Here is a 25,753-nt window from a genome sequence, read left to right as displayed (position 1 = left end):
ACAATATCAAACACAAATGATTTCGATTATCATTTGTGTTTACAAACATTCATACTTTTGTACAATCCATTCGCTTCTTTACTGAAAAGAGTCCTTAAAAGACAAATACATACAATTGTCATGGCCTTTCACATGACGCGCTGATCGTTACCCTAAATAATTCGAGTTGTATGAACGCGCGTAGCCACGCATCTGCAACTTGAAGTATGCCGGGTAAATTCATTTAAATGGAATGATACAAATGACTATACCTCACGTTAAGGCTGTAGCTGCCGCAGTATGCGTCGCCAGTCTCCCATCACTCGGGCATGCCGCTGAACAAGACACCGTGGTGGTTACCGCCACTGGCTTCGAGCAGAAAATTCAGGACGCTCCCGCTTCGATATCTGTTATTACCAAGCAGCAGATTGAGGACAAAGCCTATCGCGATGTTACCGATGCGCTAAAAGATGTCCCTGGCGTCGTCGTCACCGGCGGGGGTAGCAGCAGCGATATCAGTATTCGTGGTATGGCTTCGCAATACACGCTCTTCCTGGTCAATGGTAAACGCATCAGCACACGCGGCACACGTCCTAACAGCGACAACTCAGGTATTGAGCAAGGTTGGCTGCCCCCGCTGGAATCCATCGAGCGTATCGAGGTAATCCGTGGCCCAATGTCATCTCTGTACGGCTCCGATGCGATGGGCGGCGTCATCAACGTCATCACCAAGAAAGTGTCGAATACCAAAGCCTGGACCGGCTCTCTGCACGGCGATGCCACTTTCCAGGAAGACAGAGACTCCGGCGATATTTATCAGACCAACGCCTATGCGTCTGGGCCACTGATTGACGGATTACTCGGCGCAAAAGTGACCGGATTATTCTCTCATCGGGCGGAGGACAAAATCCTCAATGGCTACAATGAACAGCGTATGCGTAACGGGGGCTTAACCCTGAACTTTACGCCAGATGATAAAAATGACATCGACTTCGATTACGCACGTGAACTGCAGGATCGCGACAGTACGCCAGGCAAATCCATGGCCGAGGAAAGCTGCCGCAACGGAAGCTGCAAGCCCAACAGTAAAAGCGAAAACAAGTATGTGCACACAACGTATTCACTAACCCACAGCGGTTATTACGACGACTTCAACTCCACCAGCTATGTCCAGCAGGAAGAGACCGAAAACCCAGGTCGCCAGATGAAGTCCTACAACACGATTTTCAATAACCAGAACCAGGTCTTCCTTGGGGCGCACACCCTGACGTTGGGCGGGCAATACCGTTATGAAAAACTGAGTGATAACGGCAACCAGCTGCAAGCTGCTGATGGACTGAACAAACTGACCCGCTGGAGCTGGGCGCTGTTTGCTGAAGATGAGTGGGCCGTTACCGATACCTTCACGCTGACTGGCGGTCTGCGTATGGATAAAGATGAAAACTACGGCGACAACTGGACGCCGCGCGGTTATGGCGTATGGCATCTGAGCGATCAATGGACCTTAAAAGGCGGCGTTTCAGCGGGCTATCGCGCACCGGATCTGCGCCAGTCGTCTGCCAGTTGGGGACAGGTCACCGGCGGCGGTAGACTGAACGGAATCATTGTCGGCAACCCGGACCTGAAGCCGGAGAAAAGCCTCAGCGAAGAGATCGGTTTACTGTGGGATAACGGCAACGATCTCAACGCGGGCGTCACGCTGTTCAATACTGACTTCAAAGACAAAAACACCGAAGTGCGCCGCTGTAACAGCAGCTCCGATCCGGCCTGTACCATCGGCAATACCCACTATGACTTCGTCAGCGATCGCGTTAACGTCGATAAAGCCAATATGCGCGGCGTAGAATCCACTTTCGGCTGGAAGATGACTTCCGACATCAACTGGACGGCGAACTACACTTACACGGAATCTGAACAGAAAAGCGGTCAGTTCTCCGGTCAGCCATTGAACAAAATGCCAAAGCATATGTTCAACACCACGCTGGACTGGCAGGCCACGCAGGATCTCGGTTTCTGGAGCCGTCTGAATCTGCGAGGGAAAACGTCTGAATACCTGAGCCGTACCTCCATGGCGCAGGGCACCCCGTCCTATACTCAGGTCGATGTTGGTTTACGCTATTATGCTAACAAAGATCTGCTGATGACCGCTGGCGTGTATAACGTGCTGGATAAGCAAATCGATTACGATACCTACGACACTGTTCTCGATGGTCGTCGTTACACGGTTGGCCTGACTTACAGCTTCTAAGTCTGGCGCAATAAAAAAACCCCGGCACTCATCATGCCGGGGTTTTTGTTATGCTTTTTATACTGTTATTTCTTCACGCGATCCGGGAATTTCATTTCGCTGTAGCGAACAAAATGAGTTCCTTTCGCCAGCTTATAGCCAAACCAGATAATCAGGAACAGCGGGATACCGATATAGGTTGCCATCACGCCGCCCCAGTCAATGCTATCTTTCAGGAACGCTTCGTAGTTCTGGCCCAGAGTGATAATCAGGCACAGCACAAAGGCGAAGATCGGACCCAGCGGGAAGAAGCCAGAACGGTACGGCAGATCCTTCACATCGTGACCCTGCAACACATAACCGCGACGGAAACGATAGTGGCTAATAGCGATCCCCAGCCAGGCGATAAAGCCCGTCATCCCGGAGGTGTTCAGCAGCCAGAGGTACACGGTCTGGTTACCAAACATCGAGGTCAGGAAACACAGCCCCGCCACCACGGTCGTCGCATACAGCGCGTTACGCGGTACGCCGCCACGAGACAGTTTGCCGAAAATACGCGGCGCTTTACCGTCGCATGCCAGGGTGTAAAGCATACGCGTGGAGGCATACATCCCGGAGTTACCCGCTGACAGTACCGCCGTCAGGATAACCGCGTTCATTACTGCTGCGGCTGACAGCAGACCCGCATGCTGGAATACCAACGTGAACGGGCTAACGCTGATGTCTTTCACATCGTTGCGCAGCAGGCTCGGATCGGTGTACGGGATAATCAGGCTGATAATCAAAATCGCGAACACATAGAACAGCAGGATTCGCCAGAACACCTGACGCACCGCACGTGGAATGTTCTTTTCAGGATCTTCAGATTCGCCTGCCGCGATACCAATCAGCTCAGTTCCCTGGAAGGAGAAGCCGACGATCATCGCCACGCCAATCATAGCGGCAAAACCCCCGGCAAACGGTGCATCACCGGTCGTCCAGTTGCTCCAGCCCACCGGCTGAGTACCTTTGAAGATACCGAAAATCATCATCACGCCAACCACGATGAAGATAATTACAGTGGTGACTTTGATCAGCGAGAACCAGTATTCCGCTTCACCAAATCCGCGAACGGAAATGTAGTTCAGCAGGAAGATAACGCCGAGGAACAGTGCGCTCCAGATCCAGCCCGGCGTGTCCGGGAACCACCAGCTCATCACCAACTGTGCGGCCACCAGGTCAACGGCAATCGTTACCGCCCAGTTGTACCAGTAGTTCCAGCCCAGCGCGAAGCCAAAGCCTTCTTCTACGTAGTTTTGACCGTAAGTGGAGAACGAGCCGGAAACCGGCATATAGGCAGCCAGTTCACCGAGGCTGGTCATCAGGAAGTACACCATCAGACCGATCAGGATATAAGAGAACAACGCGCCGCCAGGACCCGCCGTAGAAATAGTTGCACCAGATGCAACGAAAAGACCTGTACCGATGGAGCCTCCAATGGCAATCATCGTCAGGTGACGCGCCTTCAGTTCACGACGTAGCGTGGGCGCTTCTGTGGTTTTAGTTTCGGAAACCATGTGAAAATGCTATCCATCCAAAAAATGAGGCGCGATTGTAGCAGACGAAATGGCATTCTTCCGGCACAAATGCGCTGTTATAAGAGACCTTCATGACTGGCCGCGGATTATAAGTAAAGCAGAAAACGGGCGGCACAAGGCGGTTAAGACGTAACAGCCATTATGGATAGGGTGGCCTGACGAGAGTTAGCGCGCTATTCGCCCTACTCAACCTGGTCGCTGTAATATAAAAAACGCGTAATGGCATTGGAGATATGTTTTTGCCGGTGATGAACGCGCCAGAGAGTGCGCACTAAACGCGGCAGTGGCACGGTAACTTCGCTCAGCGTCCCTGCCTGTAACTGCTCCGCAATGACCCGACGCGACAAACAGCTGATCCCGAGACCATGGCGCACCGCATGCTTGATGGCCTCGGAGTTCCCCAACTCCATCGCCATCTGAAATCTTGGCAGATGAGACAACAGCAGGTAATCCACCAGTTCACGCGTCCCCGATCCTCGTTCACGCAAGATCCACGGCGAAGCAGCCAGCTGTTCCAGCGTAACGGGCCCCTTTGTGAGCGGTGACGACGGTGCGGCAAACACCACCAGTTCGTCCTCCAGCCACGGTTCAGAGATGATTTCCGTACTGTGACACGGCCCTTCTATCAGCCCGATGTCTACCCGAAAATCCAGCACCGCATTGATCACGTCCTGGCTGTTGCCCACGCTAAGCTCCAGCGGCAAATCGGGGAAGTCCTGGCGATAACGGGCGATCATGGCGGGCAGAATATAATTACCGATGGTGCTACTGGCATAGACCCGAATGGCGCCATTATCTTTGCGAAAAAGCTGTTCGATTTCGGTCGTTTGCTCAAGTAACGCCAGCGCGCGCGGATAAAGCAAGCGTCCGTGTTCGTTAACCACTAGCCGTTTGCCGACACGGTCAAATAGTTGCACGCCAAGTTGCCCTTCCAGATCGGTAAGCGCCGCACTCACCGCCGACTGCGACAATGCCAGCATGACAGATGCCTGGGTCGTTGAGCCGCTTTTTAGTACCTCAGCAAACACTTCAAGTTGTCGCAGGGTGATATGCATAGTCGTTTTCCACCGGATAGCCGTTACTTATACCCTAAATAATTCGAGTTGCAGGAAGGCGGCAAGAGAGAGCATCCCCCGGAGCGTACTTAAGTACGTGACTGGGGTGAACGAGCGCAGCCAACGCACATGCAACTTGAAGTATCACGGGTATACCACTTATATAGATTAATTATAAATATATAATCAATTTTATTTTTAAACCACTTCGCCTTACTCTTTTACCCAGATAAAGGAGAAGGATATGACAGAACTCACCTTACAGACTCATCGTCGTACAGCGTGGCATTTTATTCCGGGGCTTGCCCTGAGTGCAGTTATCACTGGGGTCGCCTTATGGGGAGGATCCATTCCCGCCGTCGCAGGTGCCGGGTTCAGCGCCCTCACCTTAGCCATCTTATTGGGGATGATTCTCGGCAACACCGTCTATCCGCACATCTGGAAAAGCTGTGACGGCGGCGTGCTGTTCGCGAAACAACATTTATTACGTCTGGGGATTATCCTCTACGGTTTCCGCCTCACCTTCGCGCAAATTGCTGACGTCGGCGTCAGCGGTATCGTGATTGATGTGTTAACGCTAAGCAGCACCTTTATGATTGCCTGTTTCCTGGGGCAGAAAGTATTTGGTCTGGACCGTCACACCAGCTGGCTGATTGGCGCGGGTAGCAGCATTTGTGGTGCCGCCGCCGTGCTGGCAACCGAACCAGTGGTGAAAGCAGAAGCCAGTAAAGTGACCGTCGCTGTCGCCACCGTGGTTATCTTCGGTACAATCGCTATCTTCCTGTATCCGGCGATGTATCCGTTGCTTTCACACTGGTTTAGCCCAGAAACCTACGGCATTTACATTGGCTCTACCATGCATGAAGTTGCACAGGTTGTGGCTGCCGGGCACGCCATTAGCCCGGATGCGGAAAACGCCGCGGTTATTGCCAAAATGCTGCGCGTCATGATGCTGGCACCGTTCCTTATCCTCCTGGCCGCACGCGTTAAACAACTGTCTCCGGCCACGGGCGGTGAGAAGAGCAAAATAACCATTCCATGGTTTGCCATCCTGTTCATTGTGGTCGCAATTTTTAACTCGTTCCACCTGCTGCCACAGTCAGTAGTGAACATGCTGGTAACGCTGGACACCATTTTGCTGGCAATGGCGATGGCTGCCCTGGGGCTGACCACGCACGTTAGCGCGCTGAAAAAAGCCGGTGCCAAACCGTTACTGATGGCCCTGCTGCTGTTTGTCTGGCTGATTGTGGGTGGCGGTGCGATTAACGTCGCTATCCACGCGCTGATGGCATAAACGATCACGACTCACCTCTATTAACCCGCTATACTCTCCCTTTTTGTATTTGAGTATGGCGGGTTAAATTTATGAAATATATCGGAGCGCACGTAAGCGCCGCTGGCGGTCTGGCTAACGCCGCTATTCGAGCCGCAGAAATCGAAGCGACCGCATTCGCCCTGTTCACCAAAAATCAGCGCCAGTGGCGTGCCGCGCCGCTGACCACCGAAATCATTGATGATTTTAAATCTGCCTGCGAGAAGTATCACTATACTGCCGCCCAGATCCTGCCTCACGACAGTTACCTGATTAACCTCGGTCATCCGGTTAGCGATGCGCTGGAAAAATCACGTGATGCGTTTATAGATGAAATGCAGCGCTGTGAACTGCTGGGCTTATCCTTGCTGAACTTTCACCCGGGTAGCCATTTGATGCAGATCCCGGAAGATGAGTGTCTGGCGCGCATTGCCGAATCCATCAACATCGCCCTTGCTCAGACCCAGGGCGTTACGGCAGTTATCGAAAATACCGCCGGACAAGGCAGCAACCTTGGATTTAAGTTTGAGCACCTTGCCGCCATTATCGACGGCGTCGAAGATAAGTCCCGCGTCGGCGTCTGTATTGATACCTGCCATGCCTTCGCGGCCGGTTACGATTTGCGCTCCGTCGAGGAATGCGAAAAGACGTTTACGGAATTTGAGCGTATTGTCGGCTTCAGGTACCTACGCGGTATGCACCTGAACGACGCCAAGAGCGCATTTGGCAGTCGCGTTGACCGTCACCACAGCTTAGGTGAAGGCAATATTGGCCACGATGCCTTCCGTTGGATCATGCAGGACAATCGTTTTGACGGCATTCCGCTGGTGCTCGAAACGATTAATCCGGATATCTGGGCAGAAGAGATCGCCTGGCTGAAAGCCCAGCAAACAGAAAAAGCGGTGGCATAATCATGAACGACAGGGAAAAGCAGATCCTTAAGATCCTGCGTCGCAATCCGTTGATTCAGCAGAATGAAATCGCCGATATTTTGCAGATCAGCCGTTCACGCGTTGCTGCGCATATTATGGATTTGATGCGTAAAGGCATGATCAAAGGTAAAGGTTATATCCTTACCGAACAGGATTATTGCGTGGTTGTTGGGGCGATCAATATGGATATTCGTGGTGTTGCTGACATCCGCTATCCTCAGGCTGCCTCTAACCCTGGTAGCATTCACTGCTCGGCAGGCGGCGTGGGACGTAACATCGCCCACAACCTGGCGCTGCTGGGCCGTGACGTCCACTTAATTTCCGCTGTTGGCAGTGATTTCTATGGCGAAACATTGCTGGAACAAACGCGTCAGGCCGGTGTTAACGTTTCCAGTTGCATACGCCTGCATGGACATAACACCTCAACTTACCTGTCGATCGCTAATCAGCAGGAAGAGACCGTACTGGCAATTAACGATACCCATATCCTGCAACAATTGACGCCGCAGTTACTGAACAGTTCGCGAGATTTGATCCGCCATTCCGGTGTCGTACTGGCAGATTGCAATCTGACTGCCGAAGCCATTGAGTGGGTCTTTACTATTGCTGATGATATTCCGGTATTCATTGACACCGTTTCAGAGTTCAAAGCGGCAAAAATGAAGACCTGGTTTACGCGTATTCATACGCTAAAACCAACGCAGAAAGAGCTGGCGATTTTGTGGGGTCAACCTATTCATTCAGATGCCGATCGCGTACTGGCCGTTAATAGTCTCCATCAGCAAGGGGTAAAACGAATCTTTGTTTGCCTGGAAGATGAATCCGTTTTTTGCAGCGAAAAGGACGGAGAACAGTTTTTACTGACGCCTCCTGAGCATACGGTTGTAGACAGTTTTGGCGCCGACGATGCTTTTATGGCGGGATTGCTGTACAGCTTTCTGGAAGGTAGTGAATTTCATGAAAGCGCTCACTTTGCCATGGCCTGCGCGGCATTATCGCGAGCCAGCGTCAGTATCAACAACCCAACCCTCTCAGCAGATAACGCCTTGTATTTGCTGCAAACTGCTTAAATGTAATGCCGGATGGCGCTACGCGTATCCGGCATTATTTTCGCTATGCCAGCCCGATAAAGAAACCGGCTATAGTAGCGCTCATCAGGTTTGACAGCGTTGCTGCTGCCAGCGCGCGCATGCCAAGCTGCGCGATTTCCGGGGCACGCTGTGGCGCTATCGCCGAAAATGCCCCGACGACAACGCCAATCGAACCAAAGTTAGCGAAACCGCACAGCGCAAACGAGATAATCGCAATGGTCTTCACATCCAGCGTTCCACCCGCTTGCAGATACGGCGAGAAGTTGAGATAAGCGACAAACTCGTTAATCGCCAGCTTCTGTCCGATCAGGCTGCCTGCCAGCGTCGCATCGCCCCAGTCCACACCCATAATCCACGCCAGCGGGGCTAGCGCATAGCCAAAGATCCCTTCCAGAGTGGCATGACCAAAGCCAAACCACCCACCAATTCCGCCAATAATGCCGTTAATCAGCGCGATAATGGCGACAAATGCCATTACGACCGTCGCCACGCCAGCAGCAATTTTCAGCCCGGTCATCGCTCCGCTCGCCGCTGCTTCGATGATGCTTTTCGGTGGCGTTTCAGTAAATGACAGGTTCTCAAAGGTGACACGAGATTCTTCAGTTGCCGGACTCAGCATACGCGCGAACAAAATACCGCCAGGAATTGCCATCAACGATGCCGCCAGCAAATAGTCAATCGGAACGCCCATTCCGGCGTAACCAATCATCATTGAGCCAGCAATCGAGGCCATCCCACTACAAATAGCGGTAAACAGCTCATTGCGATTCAGGCGGTCAATAAACGGCTTCACGATCGCCGGGATCTCATTTTGCCCGAGAAAAATCGTCGTTACGGCGACAAATGACTCGATCTTACTGATGTTCAGCGCTTTCTGGAAAATACCGCCGAGGATGCGGATCAACAGCCCCATCACGCCAATGTAGTAGAGAAGACTGATCAGTGCGGTCACAAAAATGATGGCCGGAAGCACCCGAAAAGCAAAGATAAACCCGGCTCCGTCAAACAGCACATCCATTTTTGGCCCTACCAGGGAGCCAAAGATAAATGCGCTTCCCGCGTCACTGTATGACATCACCTTGTGGACACCGAGCGCAGCCTGTTCAACCAGCCATTTTCCCGGCGGGAAGTACAGCATAATGCCGCCGATTGCGATTTGCAGTACCAGTGCAGCCCCGACCGTGCGCAGACTTATACGTTTTTTATTTACTGACAGCAGAAACGCGATGGCCAGTAATACCACCATACCCACAACACTTCTCATTATATCCATAATGAAATTCCCTTCATGCCAGGAAACCCGGCGTTATCGCCAGGTTTTGGTAGGTTTGATATTCGCGGGCGACCGCATTCTGCCCGGGAAATTCTGTCAGACGAGGCGCTGATACTCCTTCGCAATTTCACAGGCCAGTACCGCATTGTTGAACACCAGCTGAATATTTGATTTCAGGCTGTCACCACCGGTCAGCTCTGCAACCCGCGCTAACAGGAACGGCGTACTCTCTTTGCCCACGACGCCCTGATCTTCCGCTTCTTTTACCGCCCGATCGATTGCCGCATTAATTTTCTCTTCAGCCATCGCAAACTGCTCTGGGATGGGGTTCGCAACAACCAGACCGCCGTCGAGACCCGTTTGCCATTTCACCGCCATGGCACGGGCAATCTCTTTCGCACTGTCCAGACGGATGCCGACTTCAAACGGACTGGTACGGCAGAAAAATGCTGGCAACGCGTTGGTTTGATAACCAATTAACGGCACACCAAAGGTTTCTAAATATTCAGTAGTTAAGCCGAGATCAAGAATAGATTTCGCCCCGGCACAAATTACCGTGACATTGGTATGCGCCAGTTCTTGCAGATCCGCGGAAATATCAAAGGTATGTTCAGCACCACGATGAACCCCACCTATTCCCCCTGTCGCAAATACTTTAATTCCCGCCAGGGCGGCAATAATCATGGTTGAGGCAACAGTCGTTGCACCATTTTTTCCTGCCGCGACCACAAACGGCAAATCACGACGACTTACTTTCGTAACGCTATGACCTTCTCGCCCAAGCAGCTCAATTTCATCTTTGCTTAAACCAACTTTCATTATTCCGCCAATAATGGCAATGGTCGCAGGAACCGCACCGTGTTTACGAATAGTTTCTTCTACTTCAATCGCTGTCTGGGCATTCTGCGGAAATGGCATACCATGAGAAATAATGGTTGATTCAAGTGCAACAATCGGCTTCTTACTGTTTAATGCTTCCTGTACTTCTGGAGATATTTGTAATAATTCAGAGGAAAGAGTTAATTCAGACATTCTGTGTTCTCCACTAATGAGCTTACATTCGCAACAGACAAATCAGGGTTATTGGTATATTCACAGGCTAACGCCATTGATGAACAACCCTGCGCAAATCGAACCGAATCAATAAAGGGCATGCCGTCTACCCAGCAGGAAGCCAGTCCAGCCATCATCGCATCGCCAGCCCCGGTAACATTAATGACGTGAGTTTTAATCGGCAGCGACCAACCACGACTTCCCGCAATATCACTGTAATAAACACCGTCACCGCCCATGCTGAGCACCAGCCTATTTAAGCCGCGATCATGAAACCAGGCTGCGACTTTACCCACGTCATCACGCCCGGAAAGCGCAATGCCGCTTAGCGTTTCGGCTTCAAGCCGGTTGGGTTTAAGAGTGTGAATTTGTCCAAGCCGCTCGCGAATTTTGACGCATTTCCATGCCGATACCGGGTCAACAAACACCGGAACCTCTCTGGCATTTTCCAGCACCCATGCCAGGGCATCTTCGCTGATATTGCAATCGGCGACGATGACTTTCGCCTGCCGAATAAAATCATGATGCTGTGATAAAAAATCTGCTGAAATATGTTCGGTAATGCTCATATCATTAATGGCAACCAACATTTCACCGGTGTTATCAAGCAATGATAAATAACTGGACGTATTCTCTCCGGGAACGATAAGACACTTATCAACATGAACTCCGGATTGATTGGTTTGCGCCAATAACGATTGTCCATAAAAATCATTACCAACCGCAGTCAGTAACCATGAATTTTTCCCCAGCAGCGCGAGATTATGTGCAATGTTACGTCCAACTCCGCCGGGGGTGAATTTTATCTTTCCTGGATTCGAATCCGCATAATTTAGAGAAGCATGCGAATACCCAGCAACATCCATATTGGCCGAGCCAATAGTTACTATGTATTCCTTTTCACGCATAGCACGTCCCCTGGCAATTAACTTGCCACAAATGAGTTCGTTAAAAATAACCAACGCCACACATCAGGTTATTAGAGCACATGTTCACTATCAAACACGTGTTCATAGTAAGCGTGTTTTTGACAAAGTAAATCCATATTCAAGATCTAAACTCAATAGATATGAACAGAATCACAATTTTTTATAGATACAGTCTGTAAAGGAAAGAGAAAATGAGAGGTAGTACACAATTCAAGCAGTCTAAAGAGTTTAACTCCGGCATAACCGGAGATTTTTCAGATGCGCCAGGGGATCCGGTTCGTATCAACTGAGCGAAACAAGGTCTTCTGGCATATGGTTGTACAAAATCCGCCAGAAGTGCTCAGCCGTTTTATTCAACCGGGTATCCATTCGGTAAATATAAGCCTGAATAGGCACCATCAGTTCCGGCGTCTGCAGACAAACCAGCCGCTTTTCGCGCAGTTCGTTTACGATTGTCCACGCCGGCAGCCAGGCGATACCATGCCCATCCAATGCCATATTTTTTAATAACTCACTCATCGAAGACATAAACAGCGTTCGGGCTGAAATGCCGCCTACTTCCGCCAGATGACGGTTTACCAATCTTCCCATGTAGGATGTGCTGGTATAGTTCAGAATTGGTGCCTGCGACTGATAGATATCAAACAACGCCTTACCCTGCGCATCAGCAGCACACACGGGGTACAGTTCAGACTCAAAAACCTTCAAGCCGCAGAAAGGTGACTGCATTAAGTCTTCATCCCGAAAGGAGATAATAAAATCGCTTTTCCCCTCGCGCAGAGTATTCACCGCCTGAACAACATCAATAGCTTCAACGTGATAGACAAACTCCTCACCCCAGGCCGCCATTGAGTGCACCAATCTGGGCAACATCGTCAGCGACAGAGAATGTGCCGCCGCTATTTTGATATTGGGTACACCCAGTAAATTGTGGCCGCTTAGCTCATCCAGATTACATTCCAGCTGTTGCAACAAACTACGGGTTTGCGAATGAAATAGCTTGCCCTCCTCCGTGAGTTGCAGTGGGCTCGTTGTGCGATCAAAAAGCAGCACACCCACGGCTGATTCGAGCGCCTTGATCCGCCGACTAAATGCCGGTTGGGATATGTTGCGCTCCTCAGCCGCCTGGGAAAAATGACGGCATGCCTCCAACGTCAGAAAGTCATATAACCATTTTGTCTCAATATTTTTCATGCTTATCACGCGGATATTTAAATATGCCTATTAGCCTTAAAGCATCATGCCTGAATAGTTCCGGAGATGACATTCATCATTAGCGCCTGGTGATTCGTTTTTTGCATCAAGGCTTCATTTTTAACATTAACATACTTCTCTCCCTATCGGTTACGACCGCTTTTCCGCCGCGTAACGCGGAGCCTCTGGCCGAATACCGGCCTGCTGAGGTTACACAATAAACCACAGTCATGCGGTTTTTGCATTGAACCATACATTATTGCATTTCTCCTCACGTCTCACTGCTGTTAAACATTATCAGCAGACACAACCCGGCTCTGAATATTAATTATCGGTGAATTGAGGTATATATCGTGAAAGGTTTAATTGGCGTGCTTGGTGGTATGGGACCTGCTGCAACGGTCGATCTGTTTAATAAATTCGTCACTTTTACCGCTGCGCAACGTGACCAGGAACATATCCCCTTAATTATTTCATCTATTCCTGACATTCCTGACCGAACCGACGCGTTAATGCATCATGGTCATTCCCCACTTCCGGCAATGCGCGATTATATGCATAAACTCGAAGATGCTGGCGCCGAGTGTATTGTGATCCCCTGTAACACCGCCCACTTTTGGTTTAATGAATTAAAAGCGTGCTGCCATACAGAGCTGCTCAGTATCGTTGAAACGACCATCAATGAGGTTAAAAACTGCGGGAAATCGCAAATCGGATTACTCGCCACCAACGCCACTTTATACATGGGCCTCTATCAAAAAGGCATAGAATCTCTTGGGTTAACCTGCATCAGCCCTGACTCATCCAGTCAGGAAAAAGTGATGGAAAGCATTTATTGCTTAAAAGCTGGTGATGCTAAGCGGGCGCAAACGCTGATGAATGAACAGGCTGAAGCACTCTTCTCACGCGGGGCACAAGTCATCGTGCTCGGATGTACTGAAGTTCCTGTCATTCTTGCCGAAGCAGTCAACAAGTCACCTGAGAAATATATTGATTCAACCGGTTCGTTGGTTCGTGCCGGTATTAAATGGTACGAGAAACGCGTGGGTAAAAATCACCTTTTGGCGCAATGAATATCCCTACCTGTTTAATTGTTGCATTAAATAAAAACCCATTTTAATTACAAATTACTCTCTGGCGGAGGCCATTATGATTTGGCTAGAAATTATCGTAGTGTTGGGCGCAATATTTTTCGGTATCCGCCTTGGCGGAATTGGTATTGGTTTATGCGGCGGGCTGGGGCTGGCTATTTTAACGCTGGGATTTGGGCTGCAAATTGGTTCGCCACCCGTTGACGTTATTCTCATTATTATGACGGTGGTGGTGGCGGCATCGGCGCTACAGGCCGCCGGAGGCATGGATTATCTGGTTCGCATTGCCGGTAATTTTATGCGCCGTAACCCTAAATATATCAATATTATTGCGCCGATTATTACCTGGTCGATGACGATTATGGCGGGAACAGGGTTCATCGTCTTTTCTACTCTGCCGGTGATTGCCGAAGTTGCCAAAGAGTCAGGTATTCGCCCTTCCCGTACGCTCGCAGGCTCCGTAGTCGCTTCTCAGGTGGCGATATCCGGTTCGCCGATCAGTGCCGCAATGGCCGCTATGTTGACTATTATGGAAGGCAACGGTATCAGCTTTATTCAGGTCATGGCGGTATGTCTGCCTGCCTCATTTGTCGCCGCGATGGTCGCCGCTTTTATCGCCTCACGTCAGGGATGTGAGCTACAGGATGATGAAGTCTATCTGGAACGCCTGCAAAAAGGACTGGTGCGTAAATATGCAGGGCAAAACAGCACAACGCCAGGTGCCAGACTGTCAGTCGCCCTGTTTATGCTGGCAACGGTGGTCATCGTTATTCTTGCCGCATGCCCTCAATTGCGCCCTGGATTCGATGCAGGTAACGCAATGAATACCCGGGATATTATCATTATCTGCATGCTAGCTGCCGCATGTCTGATGGTGGTGCTATGCAAAACATCAACAGACGCGATTGTCCTGACATCCACGTTTCGCGCGGGTATGAGTTCGTTGGCTGTGATTCTGGGGATTGTTACGCTGGGCACAACCTTCATTGATGCCCACTTAACGGGGATAAAGGATATCGCGGGCGATATTCTACGGGCTTATCCGATGCTGTTGGCGCTGGTGCTGTTTGGTACCTGCGCGCTTCTCTATTCGCAGGGAGCCACCACGCCGCTGATTATCCCTCTTGCCGTCGCGCTCGGCGTACCTACATGGGCCATTCTGGCTTCCTATGTCGCAGTGACCGGCGTGTTTGTTCTGCCAACTTATCCGACTTCGCTGGCGGCAATGGAGTTCGACACCACCGGGACAACGCGCGTGGGTAAGTATGTCTTAAACCATCCGTTTATGTTGCCAGGGCTTGGCGGGATCATTGCTGGCGTTGCCTTTGGTTTTATCATCGCGCCAATGATTGCCTGAACCGGTTAACACTACCGGGCAGATTTAATGGATAAAAAAAGGGGCAGAGAAATCTCTGCCCCGGATGTCAGCGTTAAATCAGGCCGCCTTTGCCACAACCTCTGCTTCCGGGCGTTTCAGCACCGCGTAGGAGAGACCGGCTACCAGCGTACCGGCAATAATGGCCAGCAGGTATCCAACCACCGGAGTGATTGCGCCAGGGATTAACAGCACGAACAGACCGCCGTGCGGCGCCATCAGCTTAGCCCCCACCGCCATCGAGATAGCTCCGGTAATCGCGCCGCCAACGATACAGCAAGGCAGAACGCGCATCGGGTCACGGGCAGCAAATGGGATAGCCCCTTCGGTAATAAAGCACAGGCCCAGTACCAGCGCAGCTTTACCGCCTTCCTGCTGCGCTTTGTCGAACTTACGACGCGCCACCAGCGTTGCCAGGCCCAGGGCCAGCGGAGGCACCATACCCGCCGCCATAATGGCCGCCATCGGTGCATAGGTTTGCGTACTAAGCAGGCCCACACCGAAAGCATACGCCGCTTTGTTAACCGGACCGCCCATATCGGTACACATCATGCCGCCCAGAATCGCCCCAAGCAGCACCGCATTCGCGGTTCCCATGGTTTGCAGCCAGTGGGTCAGACCTTCCAGAATGCCCGCCACTGGTTTACCGATCAGGTAGATCATGGCCAGACCAACCACCAGGCTTGAGAGCAGCGGAATGATCAGGATCGGTTTCAGCGCTTCCATACTCTGCGGGAGTTTCAGCTTCGTGCTGATGAGCTTCGCCACATAACCGGCAAGGAAACCGGCAATAATCCCGCCAATAAAGCCGGAACCGGTGCTCACCGCCAGCATACCGCCGATAAGACCAGGCGTCAGACCCGGACGGTCAGCGATGGAAAACGCGATGTAGCCCGCCAGAACCGGCACCATCAGCGCGAAAGCTGAACCACCGCCAATCTGCATCAGCGCCGCCGCCAGCGTACCCTGCTCCTTGAACGCTTCGATACCAAAAGCGAATGAGAGTGCAATACACAGACCGCCAGCAACCACCATCGGCAGCATGTAGGATACGCCCGTCAGCAGGTGACGATACGCGCCAGCGCTCTCTTTCTTACCTTCAGTGGTTGCAGACTGCGCTTTGCCGGCAGGCTGGTACGGCGTTGCTTCTTCCAGCGCTTTATCCAGCTCCTGCTTCGTTTTCTTCAGCGCAAGGCCAGTTGAAGTACGGTACATTGGTTTTCCGGCAAACTTCGCCAGATCAACTTCAATGTCAGCCGCCACAATCACCAAATCCGCCTGAGCCACCTCTTCCGGCGTAATGGCATTGCCTGCGCCAACAGAACCACGGGTTTCAACCTTCACCCACCAGCCACGTTTTTTCGCTTCCGTTTCAATAGCTTCAGCGGCCATAAACGTATGGGCTACGCCAGTTGGACAAGCCGTCACCGCCACCACGCGTTTTGGACCACTACTGGCCACGGACGCTGTCGCAACCGGAGCGCTATAAGGTTTTGCGTGGCCTTTCGCTTCACTGAGGAAAAGTTCAGGATGCGCAACCGCACGACCAATATCGCCCAGCCAGACTTTTTTGCCGTTCAGCGAACTGTCGGCAGGAAGCGTGTCGCCCAGAACAATTGCCAGTTCGGCATCATTAGGATTATCAATAATTTCCAGATGTGCTTTCTGCGCCGCCGCTCCAAGCAGGGTTTTCGCCATATAAGCGCGAGCCTGGCCGAGATTAGCGTCAATAATCAGCAGCGTTTTCATTATGCCTCTCCTGCTGTCAGTTAAACGGTTTTAAGTCGACACGCGCCATCATTGCGGCCAACTGAGGACGATCGGTAATGCCCACATTGCTTTGGCTTACCGCCAGGGCGGCAACAGCGGTTGCCAGACGCAGGGTGTGTTCACTGGATTCACGCATCAGCAGGCCGTAAATCAGGCCGCCAACCATTGAATCACCCGCGCCTACGGTGCTTACCACCTCGACTGACGGCGGTTTAGCAATCCACTCACCCGAAGCGTTAACCCACAGCGCACCTTCCGCGCCAAGTGAAATCACCACGTGAGCAATACCCTGCTCGCGCAACGCATGTGCAGCTTCAATCACATCTTTCATTTCTGGCAGCTTACGGCCTGCCCAGATTTCCAGTTCACGACGGTTTGGTTTCACCAGCCATGGTGCCGCTTTCAGACCGGCGACCAGTGCTTCACGACTACTATCAAAGATAATGCAAGGACACTGACTGCGCAGGCGCGTCATCCAGTCGGTGAATGCTTCCGGGCTAACGCCGGTCGGCAAACTGCCGCTGACGCACACCATGTCGAACTGGCCCAGCCAGCTCAGCGAGTCATTCACAAAGCGTTCCCAGTCAGCCGGGGTGACTTCAAAGCCGGAGAAATTGAAATCGGACACTTCGCCGTCTTTTTCGGTCAGCTTGACGTTGATACGGGTACGCCCCTGTACAACCTGAAAACGGTTGGCGATACCCAGCTCGCTGAACAACTGCTGAAAACCATCCTGGTTGTCTCTACCGAGGAAACCACCCACCGTTACATCGATACCTAAATCTTTCAAAACCTTAGCGACGTTAATCCCTTTCCCTGCCGCGTGCAGACCGGTCGTTTTAACCAGATTCACTTCACCGCGTTCAATTTCCGGGCAGAAACCCACCAGATCGTAGGCTGGGTTAAGGGTGATAGTAGCAACACGTCTGCTCATTACGCGCCCTCCCCAAGACCCGCCGCGATGGCTTCGCCAATCGCTTTCAGCGCCTGTTCAGCATCTTCACCCTGGGCGGTAAAGCGCAGGTGATGTCCTTTCTTCACGCCTAATGCCACAACTTTCATCAGACTGCGTCCATTCGCCGGCTTGCCGGTTCCATCAAGATTTGTCACGGTAATTTCACTGTTAAATTGTTTAATCGTATTCACCAGCATGGTGCCCGGGCGGGCGTGTAAACCATGCTCATTGCGCACAATAAATTCGGCGCTCAGTACATCATCAGTTAAGGCATCATCGCTGGTCAGCAGCGCCAGCACCGTTGCCGCATCGGCTTTCAACAAACGGTCAGCTTTATCATTCAGCAGCAGATCGCCAAGGCGCTTCAGCACCGCAACCGGTTGTTCGTCATTCATGGCGACGGTCACCAGCAGGGCTGCCGCTTCACCTTGTACATCGAACGCTGTTGCTGCGCGGCTGACCGCAACGGCGCTGCGCACATTGCCTTCAGCACAGTCATTCAGCCAGATCCCCTGACCGAGATTCATCGGTTGCTCATTAATGGCTCTGGCCACAAAGGTGGCGTCAACCGCGCCGACCTCTTTCAGCCGTGCAGCGTTGAGCGCCTGCAGCGTGACCAGCGAGTTGGCAACGACGTCCAGCGACAGCGTTTCGTTATCAAGCTTCAGCTGTTCGCTTTGCTTTTCACCCATCAGCAACGCGCGCAACTCTTCCGCCGTGGTCGCAGATTTCAGCTGTTCAGCGACGGAGTCATCGCTCAACACGTGCGTCAGCTGACGCAGTAAACCGAGGTGCTCATCAGAGCTGGCGGCGATGCCGATTGCCACATAAGCAACCTGCCCTTCACCCCAGATCACACCCTGCGGAAACTGAAACACCTGCACGCCGGTTTTCAGCACCCGATCGCGCGTGTCCGTCGTACCGTGAGGAATAGCAATACCGTTGCCGAGGAACGTGGATGTCTGTTGTTCACGCGCCAGCATGCCATCGACGTAGCCTTCCGCTACGTTACCTGCCAGCACTAAGGCAGCGGCAACCTGGCGAATAGCCTCTTCTTTATTCCCGGCCTGTTCGCCCGGGTGAATATCCTGAACAGATAACTGGAACATGGTTCTCCTCTCCCGCTGATTTGAAACGATTCAGCTAACATGAGAAAAAAGGCGTCACCTGACTCCATCAGTTATGGCGAGATGACGCTGAAACGTTTCAAGAAGTCTTGCTCTTTTTTCTTCAGCACACAAGTAAAGTTGACAAATTACTTGCTGAATTTAGAGATAACGCACATTTTTGCCGCGGAGGAGAAAAAATTGCTGACGCAAAAACGGCGTCAGCCTGTCAGATTCAGCAGCGTCAGCAAACTGCTTTCTCTGACTGAAATGCTATTTTGATTTTTGATGCCGATTTTGATTTGGCTCCCTGTTTATTTTCTGACAAGCAGCGTAAACTCCGCGTCTCTTCACATTATTGATATCAAAACATGCACAACACCCCCGTAGCCGCCACACCCAAGGCGTTTGATTTAACGTCTTCGGCGTTCCTGCTTGTCGCATTTCTGACGGGTATCGCCGGTGCGTTGCAGACGCCAACGCTCAGCCTTTTTCTGACGGATGAAGTCCATGCCCGTCCCGGTATGGTCGGGTTCTTTTTTACCGGTAGCGCCGTAATCGGCATTTTGGTGAGTCAGTTTCTGGCCGGACGTTCAGATAAAAAAGGCGATCGCAAAAACCTGATTGTGTTTTGCTGCGTGCTGGGGATGTTGGCCTGCGTGCTGTTCGCCTGGAACCGTAACTATTTTATTCTGCTATTTGTCGGGGTATTCCTCAGCAGCTTCGGTTCGACCGCCAACCCGCAAATGTTTGCTCTCGCCCGCGAGCACGCCGACCGTACGGGTCGGGAAGCCGTCATGTTCAGCTCGATATTACGTGCGCAGGTTTCGCTGGCCTGGGTGATTGGCCCACCGCTGGCCTACGCGCTGGCCATGGGGTTTAGCTTTACGGTGATGTACCTCAGCGCGGCGGTGGCGTTTGTTGTCTGCGGCGTAATGGTCTGGCTGTTCTTACCCTCGATGAGTAAAAACGTGCCTCTCGCGACAGGCGCGGTAGAAGCTCCGCGCCGCAATCGACGCGACACGCTGCTACTGTTTGTTATCTGCACGTTAATGTGGGGGACTAACAGTCTCTATATCATTAATATGCCGTTGTTTATTATCAACGAACTGCATCTGCCGGAAAAGCTGGCGGGCATCATGATGGGAACTGCCGCGGGGCTGGAAATCCCAACCATGTTGATTGCCGGATACTTCGCGAAGCGTCTGGGCAAACGCCTGTTGATGAGAATCGCCGTTGTCGCCGGATTTTTCTTTTATGCCGGCATGCTGTTGGCCCACTCTCCGGCGATATTGCTTGGCTTACAGCTGCTGAACGCGATTTACATCGGCATCCTCGGCGGGATTGGCATGCTCTATTTCCAGGATCTTATGCCGGGACAAGCGGGTTCAGCCACAACTCTCTATACAAATACCATTCGCGTGGGCTGGATTATTGCCGGATCGTTGGCGGGTATTGCCGCTGAAATCTGGAACTATCACGCGGTATTCTGGTTTGCGTTGGTGATGATCGTCGCCACCGTCTCGTGTCTGACGCGCATCAAAGACGTTTAAGGTGCGGTCAGCGCCTCGAGCTCGATGAGATAGACCATGGCCTGGTGCGTCGTCTGTCCGCACATTTCCGCACTGGGCTGTAAACCGGCGCACACTTTTGGCCGCAGAGGCGAAGCAAAAATTTTACAACGCAGGGATTCATCCAGCTGAACGCATGGTGTATTAGCGGGCTTGCCTAATATATAATTATTCACTGTTTAAAAATTCACATTCCTGCTGTTAGCATCTGATCAATCAATACCATCCGAAGGTAATCACTCTCAATGAAACCCAAGCTGTATTCGTATGTGCGTTCTTCATCTGTGAAACAACGGGAAGGCGACTCCCTGGAGCGTCAGCAAGATACCGCTCTAAAAATTGCGGCCCGTTATAATCTCGAACTTGATACAACGGCTTTCCATGATCTCGGCATGTCCACGTTCAAAGGAAAAAAATGCTCATGAAGGGAAGCTAAGGAAGTTCATCAAGCAGATTGGGGGTAAAGTTTGTAGTGGTTTACTGAAATTGGCCACCGAATAGAGGTGATATGCTCATCTCAGAACAATACAGGTGTCCCAATGAAAAAAAAGAAATTTCAGCGCAGAGTTTAAACGCGAATCAGCTCAACTGGTCCTTGACCAGAGCTACACCGTTGCAGCTGCGGCCAGTGCTATGGATGTTGGTCTTTCTACCATGACACGATGGGTAAAGCAGTTGCGGGATGAACGACAGGGTACATTTGAAGGTATTTTCCTGAATGATTCGCAAATCATGACCAATTTGATTTCAAAGAAAAAAAGCAAATGCTGGCTGTAAATGGTGGAGTCTATGATCGGGAAATTTGCCAGAAGTAGTATTTCATACTATCAAATGCAGGGATATATCCCTGTAAATCGCTCAAAGCGCAATTCCCATAAAGTCTGACCTGCACAGACCTTCATGAAACGCCAAGTCTAAAACATATTTAGCTTGACGTTTTCATTCTTCCAATTCAAAACAAGCAGGACATTATGATAGTTGTAAAGAATAAAACGATCATTATCAAGAATAATGTAAACTTTACATGTAGCCATGATACCTTATCTTTAGGTAAACTTTTGATGAAATCATAATGTTCTGGTTCCATATTCCTAACTGCAAAACTTCCCTTTCTAAAAACGAATGGGGATATGAAATAGAAATCCTTCTGAAAAGTTAAGAATATACCTCCTGCTTGAGCAAAGATTATTCCTACAGGGACATAACCAAATCGCTCCTTAAAATCATCACATAACAAAAGATGTTGCTTGCTCTTTATTGCTGAATACCCATAAGCAATAATTGTAGATAAAACAAACAATGTGAACAGTACAACCGATGCAATTTTCACTACTTACCTACCGCATTGTAAATTAGTTCACCATACTCTTCACCTTTATCAGATAAATATTCCCCGCCCATATAACCGCCGCCAGCACCTAAAATTACACCGCAAGCTAAAGCTCCAGAGCCACCAGCAGCCATTGTTGCTGCACCTAACACTAATGAACAGACCCCCATACCAACAGCCCCTCCGACAAAACCACCAGCAAGTCCACCGGAAAAACTACCAATTTCAGTATATTTCTTTTTTGTACATTCCGCTTCTCGCCCGACAGAACAGGCTTCATTAATTTCATTCATTGAATGAACAGCACTAAACCCAATTCCGACATAACCAGTATAACGCATCGCTTTAACATATTTTGCAGCACGTTCAATATGAGTTGCATAACCTTCAATATCGCTGATACCAGTTTGATTCCATTTATGGGTGATCGAACTCGTTGACAAGCCCAGAGCATTCTTTATTTTTGTATATTCACCAAACTTCATGCCCTTGTTCAGGAAGCCCACTTTAAGCACCTGTTCAAGCTCTTTGAATAACTGAGCACGTTTTACATAGAACTGTTCACCAATCAAGGCACCGCGAGTCATATAGGTATTCTTGTATGTATCCTGGATCTCTTTGAGAATCTTTTCGATGTTCTCGAAATATTTACCAACAGGTTCAGCAGCAAGACCAATGCCTTTATCAGCAATACTGGAAAAGTTAGCAATCGTGGCGTAGTGCTTATGAAGGAAATTGGCCTCTTGATGGGTCAATGGTTCCAGCGCAGTATCAATACGCTCTTTAGCCTCCTGCATATGTGCTATCTGTTCATCATCCTGCTTGTCAGGATCAACCAGAAGCATGATTGAACCAGCTTTATACCTCTCGTCTGCGCCGTTCAACGTAGCGAACAGTTCCTTGGCTCCTGCTGGCGGGGTGCCAGTGAATAGCAGACGTTGCCAGGCTTCTGTAGTACCCCCATAGGGGATTACAGCAAAACCAGCATCTACCCCCTCGCCAGTATCGCTTTTAGGCTCTTTCGTTGCTGATTGCGCATGTTGTACGGGCTCAGGCAGTTCAGGAATATTGGCGATCTCATGTGAACCAATATTGTTTACTTCCGCTTCTCCACCAAGTTCGTAATCAGCATCGAGGATTGATGGAATAAATTTTGATTTGCAGGGACAAGAGCTATAGCAGTGCAACGTTCCGGCAATCCTTTTGCCATGTATGTCGTCATCATCAAGCCCGCCGCAAATACGGAAACTGCCGGGATGTTTGCCGCAAGTCACTTTATGTCCTTCACAAGCCATGTCTCTACCATGATGCTGATGATCACTCCATCCTTCAAGAATCCGACCGCCGCAAACAGTCTTATCACCTCTGAATAAATAATAACCTTTAGCTGCCATTAATGTTTACGCCCTGGCATGGTTAAAAATCCCCGTGGCAATATATCACCTTCGCGGAAGACCAGCTTCACACCTGATTGCGGCGTTGAGATTATTTCATCGCCATTATCAAGCATGCTGCCAACCAGAGCAGCAGATGCTCCCTGGATAATACGCGCCTCACCAGCACCGGAAACGATGGTAGTTTCACTACCGTCAGCATAAACAACTTTATCTCCAACTCGTGCCATCGGATAGCCACCAGCTGTACAACTCCCAGAAGTATGGCGGATTATTCCACCTTTTCGGGTAAGACTACCAACTACGGCAAATCTGAATATGTAAGCGAGGGGGCGGCTTGCTTTACGCTTGTTAATTTTTTCGAGTTCTTCGCGGGTTTTGTTGTCACAGCCTGATAAGAGATTTTCGTCATACAGTGGCTGTGAAAGCGATTCGCGGATCTCAGTCGTAATCTCATTGGTGTATTGCTGCATAAGTCCATTTGCCATCAAAAAATAATCGAAGAGTTCATTTTACAAGCAATGACCATACATGCAATAAGCATTAGACTTAAGCGAAACTGCATTTCGCGACAGAAGATTATCGGATAATGTAGACAAATTACTCATTGAAAAATTTCAGGCAGAGAACGTTATGGCAGGTATATTAACAAGTACGGCAGCAGCGGTCGGGATTCTTGATAAAGCTGTGAGTATCACTCAAAAACTGGCGAATAACAGCGATGAACTGGACAAAGCCACACTTAAACTTGAATTAGCCAATCTGATGGTTGAACTTGCCAATGCCAAGATCAAAGCAATAACTACGCAAACGTTGCTCTTTGAGGCTGAACAAAGAAATAAGCATAAAGTTAATCATGTATTGGTCATGTTCTAAAACGTCCTGAACGCGATTATTAGCGTTGTTTATAACGTTGGTAAACCGTATAACTTGCAAAGAAAAACGCTTTACGGACTTCTTGTGCAATATTTACGAATCCAGTGTTTTACGACTCAACTTTAATGTGGTATACAAGCGCGTTCCCTTCCCTGTTTGCGACTTCCCGCGTTCTTTTGCCAGGTAAGAAAGCCGGAATACCGGACCTTTGAGTGTCGAAGGATCATCCCGATGAATGACGTAGTGATCGGGATAGTCTTTAGTAGACTTAGGCAAGTTTACCAGTGTTGCTTTACCACCTGTCAGTTTCATCCAGATTTCCGTAATAACACCAGCAATCCCTCTGTCTGGCGTTCCAAACCATCTTACCTGTCGATGCGGGAACGCAATCCAGCAATGGTAATGAGGCTGTGATGCTTTTTCCTGTTGGCAAACCCAACCGCAAGCAAAATCGATGATAGGTTCCGATAAACCGTTGTTTCCAGACTCCGGACGGGCACCTAATCGTTTGAACAGTTTGCGTATGTATTCGTTACCTGCTTCAACAGAAGTGAATGCAGGGAGGTGAAGATCAAAACTGGTATAGAACACTCGACTGTAGCGCCTCTGCATTGCTTTTAGTTCGGTGACCATCACCATAAGTATATCATGGCGAACACCTGATCCAATTCTGGTGTTAATCGTGTATTCATAACCATCATGAACAAAAGACTTGCCATCAATGGCTTTGTAACGACCGTGTTCATGATAAACATTTCGATAACTGTTAGCTTCCAGTAAATCTAGTGGTAGCTGGATTTGAGATTATTGTAATTCTGTTAATAGAACACCTTTCTTTAATGTATAAAATACACCGAACCCTTCTCTAAGTTCTAAGTTATTACCTAAAAACCACGGCAAAACGCGGGCGTTTGTGATAGCACAAAGCCGCTTCATGTTTGATGTAGGAGATGTATTTGAGGGGGAGAGAAAACCCGGAACAAAATTTACGAAACTCTAACAAACACTATCGAAATCTTACAATAAGTACAAATAGTAATTTATCAGCGTAAACCTACGAAGTAGCAGTGGGGCAAGTTTCATCTTCGAGTCTGATTAAGTAGGTCATCGCATCTGTTCGATTCGTTGAACACATATCCAGAGATGGTTGCAGGCTACTGCAAACTTTAGGACGAAGGTTGGATCCAAAAATGTTACATAAATTATCATTAGATAGCTGAACACACCTTACATTCGCTGGTTTCCCTTGTGGCATACCTGGGATAGGGCTGGATATTGAAGGAGCAATGCAACAGGCCCCACAGTCGATTCGGCATTCCATTAGGACCTCTCAATTTCTTTGTATTCGAATAAAACATTAACACACTGTCACAATCGGGGCGATAGCATGTAACCAGGGATGCCTTAGTTGTTGGCAGAACCTGGAAGTATGTCAACAAGTCTGGTGGCCCAGATAGACGATTTAAAGACAATACAGAAATTCCGATATGTCTATATGAAAATCTTTCGTCCAAAAGTCATTCTGGACTAAATGAGTTATTGCAACTGTCTAAAACCGGCTATGGGGAAAGCTTTTCGCATGCAATTAAAACACTTAGTAGAAAAGTCATATCTTCTTAGTTAAGTCGTTTTTATACTGTGAATAATTGACTATTGGGCTTGC

General features: G+C 49.9%; 22 protein-coding genes and 2 pseudogenes. 10 read left to right on the top strand and 14 right to left on the bottom strand.

The window, feature by feature from the left end:
* Positions 1–241 precede the first annotated feature (241 nt).
* Positions 242–2,227, top strand: a complete 1,986-nt coding sequence (locus tag OGV75_RS21125) for a ligand-gated channel protein (RefSeq protein WP_286481147.1) — start codon at positions 242–244, stop codon at positions 2,225–2,227.
* Positions 2,228–2,292: 65 nt separating this feature from the next.
* Here OGV75_RS21125 and lysP read toward each other — a convergent pair whose 3' ends face one another.
* Both lysP and yieE read right to left on the bottom strand, forming a co-directional pair.
* Complete coding sequence (gene lysP / locus OGV75_RS21120; protein WP_286481146.1) at positions 2,293–3,762, bottom strand: lysine-specific permease; 1,470 nt, start codon at positions 3,760–3,762, stop codon at positions 2,293–2,295.
* 203 nt (positions 3,763–3,965) lie between these two features.
* A complete protein-coding gene (yieE, locus tag OGV75_RS21115; RefSeq protein WP_016153725.1) occupies positions 3,966–4,838 on the bottom strand; it encodes a DNA-binding transcriptional regulator YeiE in 873 nt (290 codons plus the stop codon).
* A 244-nt stretch (positions 4,839–5,082) separates the two neighbouring features.
* Here yieE and OGV75_RS21110 point away from each other — a divergent pair, with 244 nt between their 5' ends.
* The 3 genes from OGV75_RS21110 to OGV75_RS21100 all read left to right on the top strand — a co-directional run bounded on the left by OGV75_RS21110 (position 5,083) and on the right by OGV75_RS21100 (position 8,152).
* Entirely contained in the window at positions 5,083–6,132 is a 1,050-nt protein-coding gene (locus OGV75_RS21110; RefSeq protein ID WP_016153726.1) for a YeiH family protein, read from the top strand.
* Positions 6,133–6,203: 71 nt separating this feature from the next.
* The gene (gene nfo / locus OGV75_RS21105; protein ID WP_016156981.1) at positions 6,204–7,061 is read left to right on the top strand and encodes a deoxyribonuclease IV; all 858 of its coding nucleotides are present in this window, start codon (positions 6,204–6,206) and stop codon (positions 7,059–7,061) included.
* Positions 7,062–7,063: 2 nt separating this feature from the next.
* On the top strand, positions 7,064–8,152 hold the full coding sequence (locus OGV75_RS21100; protein ID WP_286481145.1) for a sugar kinase: 1,089 nt from the start codon (positions 7,064–7,066) through the stop codon (positions 8,150–8,152).
* Between the two features lie 43 nt (positions 8,153–8,195).
* Here the strand turns inward: OGV75_RS21100 and OGV75_RS21095 are convergent, their stop codons facing one another.
* From OGV75_RS21095 to hypT, 4 genes are all read right to left on the bottom strand, one after another.
* On the bottom strand, positions 8,196–9,446 hold the full coding sequence (locus OGV75_RS21095; RefSeq protein ID WP_016153729.1) for a NupC/NupG family nucleoside CNT transporter: 1,251 nt from the start codon (positions 9,444–9,446) through the stop codon (positions 8,196–8,198).
* A 96-nt stretch (positions 9,447–9,542) separates the two neighbouring features.
* Entirely contained in the window at positions 9,543–10,478 is a 936-nt protein-coding gene (locus OGV75_RS21090) for a pseudouridine-5'-phosphate glycosidase (protein ID WP_200011785.1), read from the bottom strand.
* On the bottom strand, positions 10,466–11,407 hold the full coding sequence (locus OGV75_RS21085; RefSeq protein WP_286481144.1) for a pseudouridine kinase: 942 nt from the start codon (positions 11,405–11,407) through the stop codon (positions 10,466–10,468). The genes OGV75_RS21090 and OGV75_RS21085 overlap by 13 nt, the downstream gene beginning before the upstream one ends.
* Positions 11,408–11,710: 303 nt before the next feature.
* Complete coding sequence (gene hypT / locus OGV75_RS21080) at positions 11,711–12,622, bottom strand: hypochlorite stress DNA-binding transcriptional regulator HypT (RefSeq protein WP_019077233.1); 912 nt, start codon at positions 12,620–12,622, stop codon at positions 11,711–11,713.
* 353 nt (positions 12,623–12,975) lie between these two features.
* Here hypT and cuyB point away from each other — a divergent pair, with 353 nt between their 5' ends.
* A complete protein-coding gene (cuyB, locus tag OGV75_RS21075) occupies positions 12,976–13,695 on the top strand; it encodes a cysteate racemase (protein ID WP_016153734.1) in 720 nt (239 codons plus the stop codon).
* A gap of 76 nt (positions 13,696–13,771) precedes the next feature.
* Complete coding sequence (locus OGV75_RS21070) at positions 13,772–15,070, top strand: anaerobic C4-dicarboxylate transporter (protein ID WP_016153735.1); 1,299 nt, start codon at positions 13,772–13,774, stop codon at positions 15,068–15,070.
* A 78-nt stretch (positions 15,071–15,148) separates the two neighbouring features.
* Here OGV75_RS21070 and fruA read toward each other — a convergent pair whose 3' ends face one another.
* The 3 genes from fruA to fruB are packed head-to-tail and all read right to left on the bottom strand — an operon-like array spanning position 15,149 to position 18,922.
* On the bottom strand, positions 15,149–16,837 hold the full coding sequence (gene fruA / locus OGV75_RS21065; RefSeq protein WP_016153736.1) for a PTS fructose transporter subunit IIBC: 1,689 nt from the start codon (positions 16,835–16,837) through the stop codon (positions 15,149–15,151).
* A gap of 16 nt (positions 16,838–16,853) precedes the next feature.
* Complete coding sequence (gene fruK, locus OGV75_RS21060) at positions 16,854–17,792, bottom strand: 1-phosphofructokinase (RefSeq protein ID WP_286481143.1); 939 nt, start codon at positions 17,790–17,792, stop codon at positions 16,854–16,856.
* Entirely contained in the window at positions 17,792–18,922 is a 1,131-nt protein-coding gene (gene fruB, locus OGV75_RS21055; protein ID WP_131379656.1) for a fused PTS fructose transporter subunit IIA/HPr protein, read from the bottom strand. Before fruB ends, fruK begins: the two co-directional genes overlap by 1 nt.
* Before the next feature lie 368 nt (positions 18,923–19,290).
* On the opposite strand from fruB, the gene setB reads away from it, so the two are divergent.
* Positions 19,291–20,472, top strand: a complete 1,182-nt coding sequence (gene setB, locus OGV75_RS21050) for a sugar efflux transporter SetB (RefSeq protein ID WP_286481142.1) — start codon at positions 19,291–19,293, stop codon at positions 20,470–20,472.
* Here setB and OGV75_RS21045 read toward each other — a convergent pair.
* Positions 20,469–20,648, bottom strand: a pseudogene (locus OGV75_RS21045) (YkgJ family cysteine cluster protein); the annotation flags it as partial. The gene setB and the pseudogene OGV75_RS21045 sit on opposite strands and share 4 nt — an antisense overlap.
* A gap of 87 nt (positions 20,649–20,735) precedes the next feature.
* On the opposite strand from OGV75_RS21045, the gene OGV75_RS21040 reads away from it, so the two are divergent.
* Both OGV75_RS21040 and OGV75_RS21035 read left to right on the top strand, forming a co-directional pair.
* Positions 20,736–20,915, top strand: a complete 180-nt coding sequence (locus tag OGV75_RS21040) for a recombinase family protein (protein ID WP_233598313.1) — start codon at positions 20,736–20,738, stop codon at positions 20,913–20,915.
* 163 nt (positions 20,916–21,078) lie between these two features.
* Positions 21,079–21,186 (top strand): annotated as a pseudogene (locus tag OGV75_RS21035) (transposase); the annotation flags it as partial.
* A gap of 633 nt (positions 21,187–21,819) precedes the next feature.
* Here OGV75_RS21035 and OGV75_RS21030 read toward each other — a convergent pair.
* Positions 21,820–23,214 carry a PAAR domain-containing protein gene (locus OGV75_RS21030; protein ID WP_286481141.1) on the bottom strand — a complete coding sequence of 465 codons (1,395 nt, stop codon included), beginning with the start codon at positions 23,212–23,214 and terminating at the stop codon, positions 21,820–21,822.
* Positions 23,214–23,687: a PAAR domain-containing protein gene (locus OGV75_RS21025; RefSeq protein ID WP_286481140.1), complete on the bottom strand. Its 474-nt coding sequence runs from the start codon at positions 23,685–23,687 to the stop codon at positions 23,214–23,216. Before OGV75_RS21025 ends, OGV75_RS21030 begins: the two co-directional genes overlap by 1 nt.
* A 160-nt stretch (positions 23,688–23,847) precedes the next feature.
* Between OGV75_RS21025 and OGV75_RS21020 the strand changes: the two genes are divergently transcribed.
* Positions 23,848–24,090: a hypothetical protein gene (locus OGV75_RS21020; protein ID WP_286481138.1), complete on the top strand. Its 243-nt coding sequence runs from the start codon at positions 23,848–23,850 to the stop codon at positions 24,088–24,090.
* 93 nt (positions 24,091–24,183) lie between these two features.
* Here the strand turns inward: OGV75_RS21020 and OGV75_RS21015 are convergent, their stop codons facing one another.
* Positions 24,184–24,729, bottom strand: coding sequence for a YagK/YfjJ domain-containing protein (locus OGV75_RS21015; protein WP_254303683.1), 546 nt, complete (start codon positions 24,727–24,729; stop codon positions 24,184–24,186).
* A 415-nt stretch (positions 24,730–25,144) separates the two neighbouring features.
* Positions 25,145–25,411: a YkgJ family cysteine cluster protein gene (locus OGV75_RS21010; protein ID WP_095715447.1), complete on the bottom strand. Its 267-nt coding sequence runs from the start codon at positions 25,409–25,411 to the stop codon at positions 25,145–25,147.
* Positions 25,412–25,753 lie beyond the last annotated feature (342 nt).

The sequence above is a fragment of the Citrobacter sp. Cb028 genome, assembly GCF_030336705.1.
In the GTDB taxonomy this organism is placed as follows: Bacteria; Pseudomonadota; Gammaproteobacteria; order Enterobacterales; family Enterobacteriaceae; genus Citrobacter; species Citrobacter braakii.
The sequence above is the reverse complement of the archived record's forward strand: the minus strand, read 5'-3'. Positions and strand labels throughout refer to the sequence as shown.

Bases quoted from the DNA above. Each gene is read 5' to 3' on its own strand.
- OGV75_RS21125 (WP_286481147.1), top strand. From the start codon at position 242: ATGACTATACCTCACGTTAAGGCTGTAGCTGCCGCAGTATGCGTCGCC.
- lysP (WP_286481146.1), bottom strand. From the start codon at position 3,762: ATGGTTTCCGAAACTAAAACCACAGAAGCGCCCACGCTACGTCGTGAA.
- yieE (WP_016153725.1), bottom strand. From the start codon at position 4,838: ATGCATATCACCCTGCGACAACTTGAAGTGTTTGCTGAGGTACTAAAA.
- OGV75_RS21110 (WP_016153726.1), top strand. From the start codon at position 5,083: ATGACAGAACTCACCTTACAGACTCATCGTCGTACAGCGTGGCATTTT.
- nfo (WP_016156981.1), top strand. From the start codon at position 6,204: ATGAAATATATCGGAGCGCACGTAAGCGCCGCTGGCGGTCTGGCTAAC.
- OGV75_RS21100 (WP_286481145.1), top strand. From the start codon at position 7,064: ATGAACGACAGGGAAAAGCAGATCCTTAAGATCCTGCGTCGCAATCCG.
- OGV75_RS21095 (WP_016153729.1), bottom strand. From the start codon at position 9,446: ATGGATATAATGAGAAGTGTTGTGGGTATGGTGGTATTACTGGCCATC.
- OGV75_RS21090 (WP_200011785.1), bottom strand. From the start codon at position 10,478: ATGTCTGAATTAACTCTTTCCTCTGAATTATTACAAATATCTCCAGAA.
- OGV75_RS21085 (WP_286481144.1), bottom strand. From the start codon at position 11,407: ATGCGTGAAAAGGAATACATAGTAACTATTGGCTCGGCCAATATGGAT.
- hypT (WP_019077233.1), bottom strand. From the start codon at position 12,622: ATGAAAAATATTGAGACAAAATGGTTATATGACTTTCTGACGTTGGAG.
- OGV75_RS21070 (WP_016153735.1), top strand. From the start codon at position 13,772: ATGATTTGGCTAGAAATTATCGTAGTGTTGGGCGCAATATTTTTCGGT.
- fruA (WP_016153736.1), bottom strand. From the start codon at position 16,837: ATGAAAACGCTGCTGATTATTGACGCTAATCTCGGCCAGGCTCGCGCT.
- fruK (WP_286481143.1), bottom strand. From the start codon at position 17,792: ATGAGCAGACGTGTTGCTACTATCACCCTTAACCCAGCCTACGATCTG.
- fruB (WP_131379656.1), bottom strand. From the start codon at position 18,922: ATGTTCCAGTTATCTGTTCAGGATATTCACCCGGGCGAACAGGCCGGG.
- setB (WP_286481142.1), top strand. From the start codon at position 19,291: ATGCACAACACCCCCGTAGCCGCCACACCCAAGGCGTTTGATTTAACG.
- OGV75_RS21040 (WP_233598313.1), top strand. From the start codon at position 20,736: ATGAAACCCAAGCTGTATTCGTATGTGCGTTCTTCATCTGTGAAACAA.
- OGV75_RS21030 (WP_286481141.1), bottom strand. From the start codon at position 23,214: ATGGCAGCTAAAGGTTATTATTTATTCAGAGGTGATAAGACTGTTTGC.
- OGV75_RS21025 (WP_286481140.1), bottom strand. From the start codon at position 23,687: ATGCAGCAATACACCAATGAGATTACGACTGAGATCCGCGAATCGCTT.
- OGV75_RS21020 (WP_286481138.1), top strand. From the start codon at position 23,848: ATGGCAGGTATATTAACAAGTACGGCAGCAGCGGTCGGGATTCTTGAT.
- OGV75_RS21015 (WP_254303683.1), bottom strand. From the start codon at position 24,729: ATGGTGATGGTCACCGAACTAAAAGCAATGCAGAGGCGCTACAGTCGA.
- OGV75_RS21010 (WP_095715447.1), bottom strand. From the start codon at position 25,411: ATGGAATGCCGAATCGACTGTGGGGCCTGTTGCATTGCTCCTTCAATA.